Annotated in this window: 13 protein-coding genes; 10 read left to right on the forward strand and 3 right to left on the reverse strand. The window is 53.8% G+C overall.

Annotation, left to right across the window (positions count from 1 at the left end):
* Nucleotides 1–14: 14 nt before the first annotated feature.
* Nucleotides 15–1,415: an FAD-binding oxidoreductase gene (locus KTH_RS17735; RefSeq protein WP_497620274.1), complete on the reverse strand. Its 1,401-nt coding sequence runs from the start codon at nt 1,413–1,415 to the stop codon at nt 15–17.
* A gap of 406 nt (nt 1,416–1,821) precedes the next feature.
* Between KTH_RS17735 and KTH_RS17740 the strand changes: the two genes are divergently transcribed.
* The 5 genes from KTH_RS17740 to KTH_RS17760 all read left to right on the forward strand — a co-directional run bounded on the left by KTH_RS17740 (nt 1,822) and on the right by KTH_RS17760 (nt 7,569).
* Nucleotides 1,822–2,421, forward strand: a complete 600-nt coding sequence (locus KTH_RS17740) for a hypothetical protein (protein ID WP_497620276.1) — start codon at nt 1,822–1,824, stop codon at nt 2,419–2,421.
* 82 nt (nt 2,422–2,503) lie between these two features.
* Entirely contained in the window at nt 2,504–3,598 is a 1,095-nt protein-coding gene (locus KTH_RS17745) for a DMT family transporter (RefSeq protein WP_111318533.1), read from the forward strand.
* 13 nt (nt 3,599–3,611) lie between these two features.
* On the forward strand, nt 3,612–4,445 hold the full coding sequence (locus tag KTH_RS17750) for an SDR family oxidoreductase (protein ID WP_497620278.1): 834 nt from the start codon (nt 3,612–3,614) through the stop codon (nt 4,443–4,445).
* A 75-nt stretch (nt 4,446–4,520) separates the two neighbouring features.
* On the forward strand, nt 4,521–5,810 hold the full coding sequence (locus KTH_RS17755; RefSeq protein ID WP_497620280.1) for an MFS transporter: 1,290 nt from the start codon (nt 4,521–4,523) through the stop codon (nt 5,808–5,810).
* A 121-nt stretch (nt 5,811–5,931) separates the two neighbouring features.
* Entirely contained in the window at nt 5,932–7,569 is a 1,638-nt protein-coding gene (locus KTH_RS17760) for a mucoidy inhibitor MuiA family protein (protein WP_111318539.1), read from the forward strand.
* 32 nt (nt 7,570–7,601) lie between these two features.
* Here KTH_RS17760 and KTH_RS17765 read toward each other — a convergent pair whose 3' ends face one another.
* Complete coding sequence (locus KTH_RS17765) at nt 7,602–8,642, reverse strand: homoserine dehydrogenase (RefSeq protein WP_497620283.1); 1,041 nt, start codon at nt 8,640–8,642, stop codon at nt 7,602–7,604.
* Nucleotides 8,643–8,907: 265 nt separating this feature from the next.
* On the opposite strand from KTH_RS17765, the gene KTH_RS17770 reads away from it, so the two are divergent.
* The 5 genes from KTH_RS17770 (at nt 8,908) to KTH_RS17790 (ending at nt 13,703) form a co-directional block, all read left to right on the forward strand.
* On the forward strand, nt 8,908–10,932 hold the full coding sequence (locus KTH_RS17770) for a protein kinase domain-containing protein (RefSeq protein ID WP_497620285.1): 2,025 nt from the start codon (nt 8,908–8,910) through the stop codon (nt 10,930–10,932).
* Nucleotides 10,933–10,946: 14 nt separating this feature from the next.
* The gene (locus KTH_RS17775; protein WP_497620287.1) at nt 10,947–12,140 is read left to right on the forward strand and encodes an aminotransferase class V-fold PLP-dependent enzyme; all 1,194 of its coding nucleotides are present in this window, start codon (nt 10,947–10,949) and stop codon (nt 12,138–12,140) included.
* 104 nt (nt 12,141–12,244) lie between these two features.
* A complete protein-coding gene (locus tag KTH_RS17780; RefSeq protein WP_497620289.1) occupies nt 12,245–12,790 on the forward strand; it encodes a hypothetical protein in 546 nt (181 codons plus the stop codon).
* An 81-nt stretch (nt 12,791–12,871) separates the two neighbouring features.
* Nucleotides 12,872–13,105, forward strand: a complete 234-nt coding sequence (locus tag KTH_RS17785) for a hypothetical protein (RefSeq protein WP_111318547.1) — start codon at nt 12,872–12,874, stop codon at nt 13,103–13,105.
* Between the two features lie 67 nt (nt 13,106–13,172).
* Nucleotides 13,173–13,703 carry a hypothetical protein gene (locus tag KTH_RS17790; RefSeq protein WP_497620291.1) on the forward strand — a complete coding sequence of 177 codons (531 nt, stop codon included), beginning with the start codon at nt 13,173–13,175 and terminating at the stop codon, nt 13,701–13,703.
* 36 nt (nt 13,704–13,739) lie between these two features.
* On the opposite strand, the gene KTH_RS17795 is transcribed toward KTH_RS17790, so the two are convergent.
* Nucleotides 13,740–14,969: a carboxylate-amine ligase gene (locus tag KTH_RS17795; protein ID WP_497620292.1), complete on the reverse strand. Its 1,230-nt coding sequence runs from the start codon at nt 14,967–14,969 to the stop codon at nt 13,740–13,742.
* Nucleotides 14,970–15,036 lie beyond the last annotated feature (67 nt).

The raw sequence follows: 15,036 nt of genomic DNA on the forward strand, positions 1-15,036 counted from the left end.
TTCGGGCTCTCATGCTAGCATCCGTCAGGAGAAATAGGAGCAGTAGAGCGAAACACGTTCTCAGGATCATAGCGCCGCTTCAGCGCAACCAGGCGCATCCAGGCCTCCGCCCGGAATGCAGCCTTCACGCGCTCCGGGCCCTCGCCAATACCCAGATGATTAAGACAGCCTCCTCCAGCGGACCAACGCGTCATTTGCTGCCAGAGCTGCTGTCCCCAGATCTGATGGCGCTCAAAATCAGGATCATCGGGAAAGGTTCCACTAATAATCTCAATGAAATGAGTTGCATGCCGAAACGAAAACGGTGTCTCGGCCAGGGGAGTGCGTGCCAGTGCGCCCCCGACCAGTTGAAAAACAACCTGATTCAAAGGTGAGGTTGTCTGCTCCATCGCCGCCACAATCGTAGCAATAGTTGCATCGTCAATCGCCTGCAACCACTCGGCGCGCATATCCCACTTCATCCCTGCCGGGGCAGTGGCATCGGCTCCTTGTTGCAGCGCTACATAAGTGATCGGGGCCACCAGATCCACGCGAGGGCGACCTATCGAGCGCACCAGGCGAAGCCATATGTCTGCCTCCTCACGAGGCCCAAAGAAGGCAGGCTGTATCAGAATCACCGGTTGCCCGCGCAGTGCCTCTGGAAAGGGTCCACCTTCAAGCGGGGCAGTGGCAAAGACGATATGCCATGTCAACGCATCAGGGACGACAGCCGTCCGTTCGCGGAGCGCGTGAATCACCTCAACTGCTTCGGTCAGTGGATAGACCAGCATTCCCGCTGTCACCTCCCGGACTGGGTGCAAGCGATAGGTCAGCTCAGTCACCACGCCAAAATTGCCTGCGCCCCCGCGTAATGCCCAATACAGCTCTGCATCCGCATCGGGAGATGCCTGTCTGATCTCACCATCGGCAGTCACAACGACAGCGGAAAGCAGATTGTCGCAGCCCAAACCACAGGAACGTAACAACTGGCCGACACCACCACCAAGCGTGAAGCCAGCAACGCCCACAGTTGAAAAGGCTCCACCAGTACAGGCTAATCCATATTCCTGGGCCGCAGCATCAAATTGACGCCAGATCAGCCCGGCTCCCACTGTAGCCAGACGCCGCACTGGATCAATAGCGAGCTTTTGGAGTCCACGTACATCAATCACAACACCGTCATCCAGCGCGGAAAAGCCAGCCGGACTATGACCACCGGCACGCACAGCAAGCGCCAGCCCACGCTGACGAGCCGAGCACACAGACCATGCCACCTGCTCGGTACTCCGACAAAGATGCACTTCTGCGGGATAGCGATCAAACGCGCCGTTCCAGACACGTCGTGCCTCATTATAGCGAGCATCATGTGCCCGCAGAATCACCGGACGTGATGTTTCCGTCCCGGGAGAGACAGGATATATCGAGTCATGCTGCATAAATACTGTTTCCTCTATTTACGATTCTTGTTTTGCTGCAACACTGTTATCAAAAGAAAAGAGTGAGATGACAGCATTGGTGAAAGCAGTGTAGATAATCTGAAGCACACAATCCTATAAATAACAGCAAAAGCAACCAGACGAGCAGAGAAACTCTATTCTGGAAATTGTAACAGGGTGCTATCATAAAAGTAAAGCTGTAAAATAAACATTTTTACCCGGTACTATTGTAGTTTTCTACTTAACATGCTAATATCATAACTACGTAGAGCACATGAAAAACCATTTGGGACAAAAACATTTTCTTTATCGGTTAGAAACGTTGGAACCAACATCATATTTTGTGGAAACAGTAAAGGAGCATCAGCATTACTGCCTCTAGAGGTAGGGGCTGAATTCAGAGAATGTGTATAACCTGGATATCGAGACGTTGATAAGTGTCTTGCAAAACCGCCGGATTACTGGATTCCTGGAAGCAGATCTTTCAACAGGCGGGCTCTCTGGTTCTCTCCGTAAAGGAACCATTCTTGTAGAACTCCAGATGGGAAAGATCGTCACGATCAGGATTAGAAACCCCAAAGGGCAACTGCTCTTTGATGGACAGCAAGCCTTGCAAAAAATCAGAGGCATTGTCTTTGCCTGGCAATTAACAGAGGCCACAACTCCTGATAAAAACCGTGCGTCCTCCTTTATGGGCAACCCTAATCCTGCACTGGAGAGATACCCGGCCCAGTACTCACCAGCCCGATCGCTCTTGCCAGCAAGTCCATCACAGCCCGACAGTCGAAGCATGCTTATACCGGTTCGTTACCAGAATATACCGCCGGGATACTTACAGCATTTATCGCGTACGGCGCGTAGTATCTATGCTCTGGTCAACGGTGCCAACACGATACAGCGCATTGCAGCCCTGCTCTCTTTGCCGCTCCCGGTCGTGTATGCGGAGCTTATGGCCCTGTACAATGACCATCTGATCGTCTTTGCTCAGGGTCCGACCACGCGGTAACGCTTCTTCGTATTGTGTATGCGTATTGCTTAAAAAAATCGTATATCCTGCATGTATACCAGGGAGGTCCAAAAATACTCTAATGAACGATATGAACCGGCAGGAATTACCATCCTACCTGCAAACAGAAGCTCCCAGCCGCCGGAACCCGTTACAATGGTGGTTTCGCATCTCATGCATACCGGAGCCAGCTCCAACCGCGCCTTTAATCCAGCGTGAAAAGTTTCGCCGGGCCCGGTTGGCAAGTATCATTCTGCTCTTGCTTCAAGTCTATGCCATTACCTCGCTGCCCGCAGGCTTTTTCGGCACCAACAAAATGCTTGCCTTCTTTCTGTTTGGCGCGATTGCTGCAAACACGATCGCGATGATCTGCAATCGGCACGGGTATATCACAGCTGCCGGCCTGTTGATTGTAGGCAACGTGATGTTTACCACAACCAGCAATATTCTGACAACACCAGGAGGACTGAGCCTTTCCACCCTGCCCTTATTCGATCTTCAGGTGATCTATCTGGTGCTTTGCGCCTCGATTCTGCCCGCCTATTACGTCTTTATTTTCGCCGGGCTCAGCAGCGCCTTCACGATCCTGGGCATTCTCTTTCTACCCCATCAGCCAGACCTTGCCGCCGCGCTGCCCATCGCGGGCGTTGGCCTGATCTCCTTGCCTATCGCGATTCAGCTTGTGGTTGCCTTCCTGGCATTTCTCTGGGTACGCAGTGCCACGCAAGCCATTGCACGCGCTGACCGCGCGGAACAGATAGCCCTGCTCGAACGCGATATCGCCGAGTCACGTCAGCAGATTGCAGAACAGAAGGAGCGCCTTGAGGCCGCCATTCAGGAGATCTCACAGGCATTGTTACATGCCAACACAGGCCGGGGTTTCACGAAGATTTCGACCCAGAGTAACCCGCTCTGGAACATCATTGGCCCCATCAATAACATGATTGCCCGCATGGAGCGCTCACGCCAGCTTGAGTACGAGTATCAGCAATTAATCACCGAACTGGAAGGTCTGCTCAAGGCGCTACGGCAAGCCCGAACCCACCATCACCTGATTCAATTCCCGGTCGGAAAGGGCAATACCCGGCTGCACGTCCTCTACAAAGAGATCGCACAGCTCCAGCGCGATATGCTGCAACCCAAACAAGCACCATTCCCACTCATTCCTGATAACTAATAAGGAGCTGCTCATGTCTTCCATTCTTATCACAGGAGCAACTGGTACCATTGGCTCACTGGTAATCCACTACTTGATGCAAACAGGAGTTCCCTTCCGCTTCGCGACCCGTCATGTACCGCGCGAAGATTCACGAGCCGTCTATCTGGATTACACAAAACCCGAAACAGCCGCGCAGGCCCTTGCAGGCATTGAGAAGGTGCTTCTGATACGGCCTCCCGAGCTTGCCGATACGCAAACCTTTCTACTCCCCTTCGTTCAAACAGCGAAACAGCAGGGAGTTCAGCATATCGTCTTCCTCTCGGCAATGGGTGTTGAACACGTTCCTTTCGCGCCTCCTGCCCGCGTCGAGCAGTATATTCGAGATGAGGGAATTGCCTGTACCGCGCTACGGCCAAGCTTCTTTATGCAGAACTTGCTGACCGAACATCTTGATGAGATTCGTAAGGATAACACTCTCTTCATACCAGCCGGTACTTCACGCACCAGCCTGATCGATGCCCGTGATATCGCTCAGATCGCCGTACTTAGCCTGCTGAACGACCAGCACCGCGATCAGGCCTATACCTTAACCGGAGGCGAGGCCCTGAACTATATTGAGGTCGCACAGATCATGAGCGAGGAACTGGGCCGCACCATTACTTATGCCAACCCATCTGAGGAGGAATTCAGAGCACATCTTGAGGCAAAGGGCATGCCCACCCCATACATTGAAAACACGCTCGCAGTCTATGGCATCGCCCGGGCAGGCGTCACCGCTGGAGTCACCTCAGATGTCGAAAAGCTCCTCGGACGAGCACCATATACCATCCGTGATTTTATTCGCGCATATCGGGAGCAATTCTAGCACATGGTCCTGTTGAATGCATGGCCACACTCAACAGCATTCATTTTTTATCTCACACACATGAAAGGAACCTGTATGGCAAACGCCTCAATCATCGAAGATGCTTCTCCAACAGAGGGAGGAAAGAAGCGGGTAAGCCTCGGCTTCCAACTCTTTCTCTCGCTGGCCAACATCGTTATCTGGCTCGCCATTATCCCTATTCAGCAACTCTTGCTTCCCTCGCAGATCGCGCAGATTGATGCTGCGAACAAAGAAGCCGGGCTCTCACTGATCCTCTTTGCGACCGGTATTACCGGTGTAATCGCACAGCCTATTATCGGTGCGATCAGCGACCGCACAACTTTCCGCCTCGGGCCTCGCCGAACGTGGCTGGCTATTGGCGTGGTCATTGTGAGCTTGCTGCTGGTGCTGCAATCCTTCGCCACCAGTATTGCGGTACTGGCAATCGAAGTTGCCGTCTACGGCTTTGCAATGGGTATGCTGCTCGCCCCAATCCTGACCATCATTCCGGATCGTATCCCGGTCAGCCAGCGCGCGACGGTTTCGGCCTTCGTGGGACTGGCGCAGCCGGTTGGTATCGTTATCGGCAGTATTTTGATTGCTCAGGTTATTCGCTCCGTGCAGGGCTCATACTATGCGATTGCCGGCCTACTCTTTGTCGTGATCGCGCTCTTTGTCCTCCTTGATAGGGAGAAGCCCCTGAGCAAAGAGGAGCTTCCGCCGTTCTCGCTCAAAACCTTCCTGAACACCTTCTTCAGCCCACTGAGAACCGCAGACTTTGTGTTCACATGGTGCGGGCGCTTCCTGGCAACGCTGTCACAGATCATTCTGGTGACGTTCATGCTCTATTATTTGAAAGACATCATCCACTATGAGAAGCTTTTCCCCGGGCAGGCATCAGAGCAGGGCGTGGCAATGTTCCAGGTCATTAATACAGTCAGCGTAGTAATTTCGACAATCATCACGGGCTTTCTGTCAGACAAGGTACAGCGCCGCAAGCCATTTGTGATTGCAGCCGGACTTATTATGACCGTCGCACTGGCACTTATCGCGCTTATCCCAACCTGGACAATGGTTCTGGTGGTCGCTGTGCTCTTCGGGATCGGCTTTGGTATCTTCCTTTCCTCAGATATCGCACTTGCGACACAGGTGCTTCCCGAGGGACAGGATGTGCAGAAGGGGCAAAATCTTGGTAAGGATCTCGGCCTGATCTCGGTCGCGAACGTATTGCCTCAGGTGCTGGTGCCGCTGTTCTCCTTCCTGGCATTCAGCGTCTTCCATAGCTACACTGCGTTGTTCATCATGGCTGCCGTTGCTGCCGTGCTAAGCGCAGTCTTCATCATCCCGATTAAAAAGGTACGTTAATACAGAGCAGCACAAGGCCGAAAGGGAGTTCCCTCCTTTTCGGCCATTACTTTTCCTCCCTCCCTGCGTATATGTTGATAGTTGAGAAAGCGTCCAGAGAAAGAAAGGGAAGGCGTACAGCATGCCAGCTATCAACGCATCGATTCAAGAAGTGACCGTCTACAACGATCGAGCCCTGATTACGCGACGGGGGACCATCCATCTCCCCGCAGGAGAACATGAAGTCGAGGTACAGAACTTGCCTCAGCACACCATCCAACGCGAATCACTCCGCGCCGCCGGAACAGGCCCGGAGGGTACTCGCATCCTCAATGTCGAGCTTCAAACCCAGTTCTATAGTCGCGCCCCTGAAGAAGACTTAACCCGTCTGGATCAGGAAATAGAGGAGCTCGAACAACAACAGCGCCTGCTTGAGGCCCAACAGGGCGCCCTCCAGGATCGCCAGCAGTGGTTGCGAGCGCTTGGAGAAGAGTCGAAAGAGTTCGCACACGGCCTCTCGCGTGGCACCATGCGCCCTCAGGATTGCACCGACTTCTTTCGCTTCGCAGCACAACAAGCGCTGGATGATGCCAGAGCTTCCCTTGACCTGCACCTTCAGCTACAGAAGCTCCTGCAAGATATTGACGCCAGGAAACGCGAGCGTCAGCAGAAACAGGGGAACCAGAGCCCTGATAGACTGACAGCCCGTGTCACCATTGAGCTTCCAACAGAGGGCGACTTTACCCTTGAACTCTCCTATCTGGTAACAGGCGCTTCATGGGAACCTCGCTACGACGTTCGGGTTGCGACAAGCGCAGAACAGGAGACAACAGGTGACGTTGAGCTAACCTATAACGGCATGGTCACGCAGCAAACCGGAGAAACCTGGAATGAGGTTCGGATCTCGCTCTCCACTGCCCGCCCTAGCCTGGCCGCGGTTCTCCCCGAGTTACGCCCCTGGTATCTGAAAGAGCACACGCCCCCGGTTCCCTTCGCTCGGGCAGCACAACCAGCTATGCGCTACAGTATGTTGTCAGCAAGCAAGATAGCCGAGAGTAGCGATATGCCCGCAGGAGCTCCACCACTGCCACCCGAGCCCGCAGCTGCGCCCGCCAGTATCAGTACAGCGGAGATCGAAAGCAGCGGGGCCGCCACGGTTTTTCATATTGGGCATTCAGTCGATATCCCCTCTGATGGTTCGCCCCATAAAACAACCATCGTCATCGATAAATACCCCTGTGAGTTCGACTATGTCTGCGCCCCCGCACTGGAGAAGGTCGCCCATCTGCGCGGCACCATCACCAATACAAGTGCCTCGCCGCTGCTCGCGGGACAGGCCAGCATCTTTCTTGACGGAAACTACGTCGGTACCACGGAAATCAAGCTGACCGCACCAGGCGAACAGTTTCGCGTCTTCCTGGGTCTGGATGAGCGTCTGAAAGTTGAGCGCAAGCTGACCGAAGCCAACGTTGAAAAAGGGAACCTGCTTCAGGGCGATATCCGCCGCCTGACCTATGGCTACCAGATTACAGTGCAGAACTACGCATCGACAACCCGCAATATAGTGGTCTGCGATCGGCTTCCCGTACCACAACACGAGCGCATCAAGGTTCGCGTCACGCAATTACAGCCACCTCCAGTAGAGCGCACTAAATTGGAATTGCTTACCTGGAAAAAGGCGCTTGCCACAGACGAGAAATACACCATTGATTACCGCTTTGTGGTTGAACACCCCCGCGACCTTCGCGTTGTCGGACTGGTACCTGTCGAGCAAGAATAATAATCAGAGCAGAAAAAAGGGAGCCGCTCTCCTCAGTGGCTCCCTACTTCCTCACCAGAAATAGCACGAATCATATCGGCCATCACATCATAAGCCGTGGCATCCAGACCTGCTCGCTCCTCTTCGGGCAGATGCAGGGTAATCATCAAGCCTGGCACAAGATCGGTCTCCAGGTGCACCAGCATCGAGGCAGGACTGACAGCAGCAAGCGGATCATCGCTGTTGAGCTGCTCGGGGCGGACACTGGCAACAATGGCAGAAGGCGTACGCTCCAACTGTGCAACCAGCTTATAGGGCTTGCCTGCTGCCTTCGCCGTCTTCACCTGCTCCGGGGTCAGGTTGCGAATGCCCTCGCGCTGGACCTCATCAATACGTAAGGGAACATTCATCAACACAGTCGCAATCGCGCACACTTTGACCGCAGCATCCCAACCATCAACATCGAGCGATGGATCTGTTTCGGCGATACCGAGTTTTTGTGCCTGGCGCAGCGCTTCATCAAAGCTTCTGCCCTGCTCCATCTCGGCAATAATCACATTGGCGGTCGAGTTTAACAGGCCCCGAAAACGCGTTACGCTGGTTGCCGGAAGCGTGTACTGATAAAGCGAAAAGAGCGGGGCCCCGGCCATCACCGTGCCCTCAAAGAGAAACTTCTTTCCCTTCTTCTTTGCCAGATCCCGCAACTCCTGATACGCGTGAACAATCGGTCCTTTGTTCGCGGTAATCACATGCGCCCCGTGTTCCAGTCCGGAGCGAATATAGTCAATGGCCGGTTGTCCGCTGTGGGGGTTGGTCGAGCTGAGCTCAAAAAGCACATTAGCCTGTGCAGCCTCTAGCCACTGCTCCACATTCTGCAATGCATGAGGCGGAGAGGGAAGCTGTCCCGCGAGCAGAGCGTCTGCATCTAATCCTGCGGGGTCAGCAAGCCAGCCCATACGACGGGTCGCGACGCCAGTTAAGCGCCACTCAATACCATAGCGGTCACGCAATTCCTCTCTTTTCAGCAAGAGATGCCGCACCAGCGCCTTTCCAACGTGACCAAATCCAATAAGAGCAAGATTGTATACCTTCATTCGTAACGCCCTCATCCGTCTAAAGAATAGTTCCATACTACCACAAACAGGCATTCGCAGGCACATTTCTAGCAGGCAGATAGGCGTTTGTGCCTCTTTGCCTTCTCGATTTTCAAGAATGCGAAAGAATACCTTGTGCAGTGGCGCTTCTGCTGGTATGCTTCTCTGTACTATTTCAAAGTATGACTGCGAATAGCAGCTTGACAGACTCAACCAGAGCCCCCTACAATGCGAGATGCATAACGATAGGGCAAAGGAGATGCATATGACAGTTCCGGCAGCAGGACAGCAGTTCGGAAACTATCGTGTTATCAGACTTCTAGGCATGGGAGGTTCCGCCGAGGTCTATCTAGCAGAACATATCTATCTCAACACGCAAGCAGCGATCAAAGTGTTGCGCACGCGACTTGGACAGGCCGAAGAAGACAACTTTTTGCGAGAGGCTCGTACGATTGCCCGCTTGCTGCATCCCAATATTATTCGCGTGCTGGACTTTGGTATGCAGGACTCTCTCCCCTTTCTGGTTATGGATTATGCCCCGAACGGAAGCCTGCGCGACAGACACCCCCATGGCACCCAGGTGCCTATGGCAACAATCAATAGCTACGTCCAGCAGGTGGCCTCGGCATTGCAATATGCGCATGAACAGAAACTGGTGCACCGCGATATCAAACCAGAAAATATGCTGATTGGACGCCATGACGAAGTATTACTGGGCGACTTCGGCATCTCGTTGATCGCACAGACCTCGCAAGTTCAAAAGACACAGGAAGTCGCTGGCACGATTCCCTATATGGCTCCGGAACAGATTCAGGGCAAGCCGCGTCCCGCCAGCGATCAATATGCCCTGGCGGTTGTCGTCTATGAATGGCTTACCGGTACACGCCCTTTTCGTGGCTCTTTCACTGAGTTGTATGGACAGCACCTGTTCACGCCACCACCACCACTCCGCGAGAAACGTCCCGATATCTCGCCCGATATCGAGAGCGTGGTCATGACCGCGCTGGCAAAAGATCCCCATCAACGTTTTGCAAGCATTCGTGCCTTTGCCACCGCGCTCTCTCAAGCGATCCAGCAGACACATCAGACCACCACCGAAGGAGTGTCCGGCAGCGAACACAGCAGCAATCAGATCTATGTGACCGTAACACAACCACAGACCGAACAACATATCGCAGCCGCGCAAACCGTGCAGCAAACGCCTCCAATCATACAATCTCCGACCCCCTCCAAACGAGGCCCACGTCTCAGCCGCCGCGCCGCCCTCATCGGGATCGCCAGTGGCGCGGGTCTCCTTGCCATTGGTGGAGGCGCCCTGTTTGTGTTGACACGTCCGACGCCCCTGCCACCACGGGGCACGATTATTCAGACCTATTCACGCCACGCACAGGACGTGCTGGCACTCTCCTGGCATGACAACACGATTGCCTCCGCCGCCGCTGACGACACCGTTCAGGTCTGGGATGCAACCACAGGAGAAGCGAAAAGCGTCTATCGTCCATCACCTGAGAAGCACACCACATACTCCAGCGTCAAAGTCCGATATGCGCTCTGGTCGCCAGATGGGCAGTACCTGGCAATTGGCGGCTCCGACAATGTTGTGCATATCTGGGACGGCCATTCCGAGAAGGCTACCTACCAATTTACCAAGCACAAAGCCAGCAGTTTCGGCGATGGCATCGGGGCGCTGGCCTGGTCCCCTGATAGCCTCTCTATTGCCTCCGGTGCGGATGACAGTGTAATCTATATCTGGGATGCCAAGACCGGCGCAATCAAAACGACCTATAAAGGGCATATCCCGACCTATGGAAATTCCTCCATTAAGGCTATTGCCTGGTCTCCCGATGGCAAGCTGATTGCCTCAAGCAGCTCCCTCAACTCCGAAGTCCGGATCTGGGAGCCGGGCGGGAAAGACGTCTTTGAGTATGATGGGCAATCAGGTAGCAAGAACGCAATTCTCTGGCTCCCTGATGGTGAAAAGCTGATGTCTGCAACCAGCTATGAAGTCAAGCTCTGGGATAGGTTGGCAGGGGCCGAGATTCGCACCTTCGCGGATGAGAAACAGCCGAACATTCACCAGGCCGTCCTCTCCCCGGATGGACGCTATCTGGCAACGGCTCATGATAAAGGACTTGTTCGTGTCTGGGAGGTTGCTACAGGCAAAAAGATATATGATTATACTTTCCATGATAAAGAGAAAGATGTGATAGCTGTTGCCTGGGCAAACGACTCCCGCCGCCTGGCATCCGGTGGGAACGACGCAAAAGTGATTGTATGGGTTGCCGTATAGAGGCTTAGAAAGGAATGGATACAAAACGCATGCGCTTTGATATCGAACGGGCCAGAAAAGAGACGCCAGGCTGCACCAACGTTCTGCACCTGAACAATGCAGGTTCCTCGCTCCTCCCACAGCCTGTACTTGATGCGATGATCACTCACCTCCAGCGTGAAGCCGCGATCGGCGGCTATGAGGCGGCTGATGAGGCCATTGACAAAATAGAACATACATACGACGCACTCGCCACGCTCATCGGTGCGCATCGTGACGAGATCGCTTTGATCGAAAACGCTACCCGGGCCTGGGATATGGCGTTCTATTCGATCCCCTTCAAACCCGGAGACCGTATTTTGACCGCGATGGCTGAATATGCCAGTAACTACATTGCCTATCTTCAAGTCGCACAAAAAACCGGGGCAGTCGTTGAAGTAATCCCCAACGATCAATATGGGCAGCTCTCCATTGAGGCACTCCGCAACATGCTTGATGAGCGCGTCAAACTCATCTCTGTGACACACATGCCAACAAACGGCGGCCTTGTCAATCCTGTAGCCCAGATCGGAAAGATCGCACGCGAGGCCGGGATCCTCTTTCTGGTTGATGCCTGTCAGACCGTCGGACAGATGCCCATTCAGGTTGATGAGATTGGCTGCGATATCCTGTCAGCAACCGGGCGCAAGTACCTGCGCGGCCCCCGAGGCAGCGGTTTCCTCTATGTTCGTCGCTCGGTGCTTGAGCAGCTTGAGCCCCCGATGCTTGATCTCCATGCAGCCACCTGGGTCAGTAAGGACCGCTATGAGATCCGCCCGGATGCCCGTCGCTTTGAGAACTGGGAAGGCAACTATGCGGCCAAGATCGCGCTTGGTGTCGCGGCTGACTATGCAATGCAGTGGGATCTCAAGGTTTCGTGGCGACGCATCAAAGACCTTGCCTATCGTTTGCGTTCGCTGCTCAGCCCGATTCCAGGAGTGATCGTACATGATCGCGGCATCACTCAGGGCGGTATTGTCACCTTTACCATTGATGGCGTCGCAGCCGAACACATTCAGCGTGAGCTGGCAAAAGAGCGGATCAATGTCTCTATTTCTCAGAAGAGCTCCACGCTGCTGGACATGGAAGAACGCCAGCTGGATCAACTGGTGCGCGCCTCCGTTCACTACTACAACACTGAAGAAGAGGTTGAGCGTTTCAGCGCCTGCATCGAGCGCCTCGTGCAGTAGAGCACCCCGGGCAGAGGTCAGCCGCCTCTGCCTCCGTTTGGTGCGACCCTGTATAATTGCTCAAAAGGTAGAAATATATAGATCTACTGACCGAGGCAGAGATTATGCATGGAATTGTCTCACTGCTCGATGGCACGATCGACCACAGTCTGCAAAAACTGGGGGCAGAACTCTGTGCAGCAACCGGCCTGACCCACCGCTTCGAGACAATACGACCCTACATCCCCTATTATGTCTCCTGTACCTATAACTGGGAACAGCTTGAACGCTATCTCCATGAATGCGCCAGCTCCCATAGCGCTTTTGTTATCCAGACAGCCGGGCTTTGTATCTTTGCCGGCCCCACTCCATGTCTCTCTATTGCGATTGTCCGAAGCCCACAACTGGCCCGCTTTCAGCAATGCCTCTGGAAAACCTTTCTGCGTATCAGTGAACATCCACCGCTGGATTATCATCCAGAACACTGGATACCCCGTATCGAGATCCCGCTTCCCGAGCTGGATGAGGACAAGCTAGCCCGCGTCCTGCCCTGCATCACAAAACAGAATTTTCGTTGGGAGCTGGAAATTGCACATATTGCAGTGCTCGACATTGAGGCGCCAGAACTAAAGGTCCTTTTTCAACTCCCGCTGCAACGCCCGGTGGAATAGGCTACTCATTCGATATTTGAGCCTGCAATGCGTCTCTATCTATAGAGCCAGAAGATTACGCAGAAAGGAGCATACATCAATATGGCGGATAGAACGATTGCGCTGCATCGTTGCCCGGCCTGTCAGGGTGAACAGGTCTATGTCGAGTTCGAGATAGAAGCAAACTATATGGGTAAAGTGCGAGTCAAGCTACCAAATCGTGGCATCCGTGACGCCCTTTCGGGCAGACACATCGCGGATATTTATACAACAGCCTGTATGCAGTGCGGCAAGGTCAATTTCTACGTCAGGAGTCTCGCCGATCTACTCGAATAGACTTTTCAGATTGAATTCAGCTATGCTCGCTATACTCCTTTTCAATCAAAGAGAAGGAGTATTTTTGATGCGTGTTATCTTCCTGTTTCCGCTTCTCTTTTTCCTTGCGAGTTGTACACCACAGACGAATGCAACACTAACGCCGACCGCAACGGTCACACTTCAAATGCTGCAGCAGCGCCCGTTGCATTTGCCGTCACTTGCTTCCGGCACATCCTGCCCGGTCACTCCCTCCCAACGGGTAGATCTGCGGTTTGGAGCGGCACAGGGCAAAGGCCCACTGTATATGATCATTGATCCAGCTACTGGCGCGACAGGTGGTCAAGATGAACATCTCCTCAAAACGCTAGTCCTCGTTGCCCCCTCCTATCAGGGCCCGATTCTATTGCGGGGTCAGCAGCTCGATGGTCACCACGAAGTGCGTTTCGGGCAGGAGCCAGCTAGCTCAAAACTGGCCCTCGCCTCAACCATCAAGGGCCGCGATGACTCCAATTGGCTGAATTATGCAACCTATACCCGGGTTCGGGCTCCCGGCTGCTATGGAATCCAGCTCGATGGAGCCTCTTTTCACTATCAGATCATTTTCAAGGCCGTGTAAAAAAAGAGGAAGGGGGATTTCCCTTCCTCCACAGCATCAAGACATATGCTCATGCATCTTGAAGTGGAACATCGGGGAGGACAAGTCAGCCTCGGTTAGCTCCACACCGCGCATAGTCTGCTCAACCAGGAAGCGCTGCACACTGGTGATGTTGCCGCCGCTCTCCCGGAATACAGCGATCTGCCTGTCCGCGCCCGTTCCCTGTGGGTCATCCAGCAGTGCACGAAGGTAGGTCATCTCGCGTCTGCTGCCAAGCTCATCAACAACCTCATCGACGAAATCAAGCAGCTCCCGCACCGAGTCGCGCAGGCTCAGCTTCCGTTCTCGCACGAAATCCAGCATCTCGGCCTCCATACCATAGCGCATCGCTCGCCATTTGTTTTCGGCGATCAGATCGCTGGCAAGCACCGGAATATCCTCGCCTCGCTCCTCAGCTCTGACCAGACGCGCGACCAGCGCCTGACAGAGCGCCGCAATACCAAGTGTATCTTCAATCGTTGCGGGCATATCGCAGATGCGGAACTCCAGCGTATCGAAAAAGGCGTGTGGACGGATATCCCACCAGATCTTCTTTCCGTTATCAATACAATCCAGTTTGACCAGCTTTTGCACATAGCTGTCAAAATGGGCCCATGAGGGGAGAATATCCGGCAGACCGCTCCGCGGGAAACGGCTCCATACAACCGAGCGATAGGACTTCAGCCCGGTCAGATGCCCTTTCCAGAAAGGGGAGTTCGACGAAAGGGCCAGCAAATGAGGCAGCCATGTTCGCGCCCGATTCATGACCCGAATAGCCTGCTCTTTATCCGGGATCGCAACATGTACATGCAGGCCAAAGATCAGAATGGCTCGTCCAACATCCTGATATTCTTCTTCCAGCTCTGCATAGCGCTCCTTCTCGGTCCGTTGTTCGGCACGCCAATGCGCTGTAGGATGCGTTCCGGCACTCACAATCGCCAGATTCTGATCTTTAATCAGACGCGTCAACAAAGCTCGTGCGGTACAGAGTTCCTTTCGTGCAGCCTCGATATCGGGAAGCACACTCGAGATAAACTCAACCGTTGACTGTAGCATTTCGGGCTTGATCTGTTCCTGGAAGTAGGGCGCTCCTTTATCCAGGATATAGGGGGCGCTTGAACAGAGATTTCCGCTGTCTCGCTCAACCGTCTGAAACTCTTCTTCAATACCGATCGTAAAGCGATGAGGCTTTTCCCTCCGCGCTGGCTTTTGCTGCGCCATCAGGTCAATGCGCTTATTCATAACCATGAGTCCCGCCTTTCTCAATGCGCGGTATCAAGAAACGCTCTCAAAAGAGCATATTTCCTTCTTCCTT

It is taken from the genome of Thermosporothrix sp. COM3, assembly GCF_059696735.1.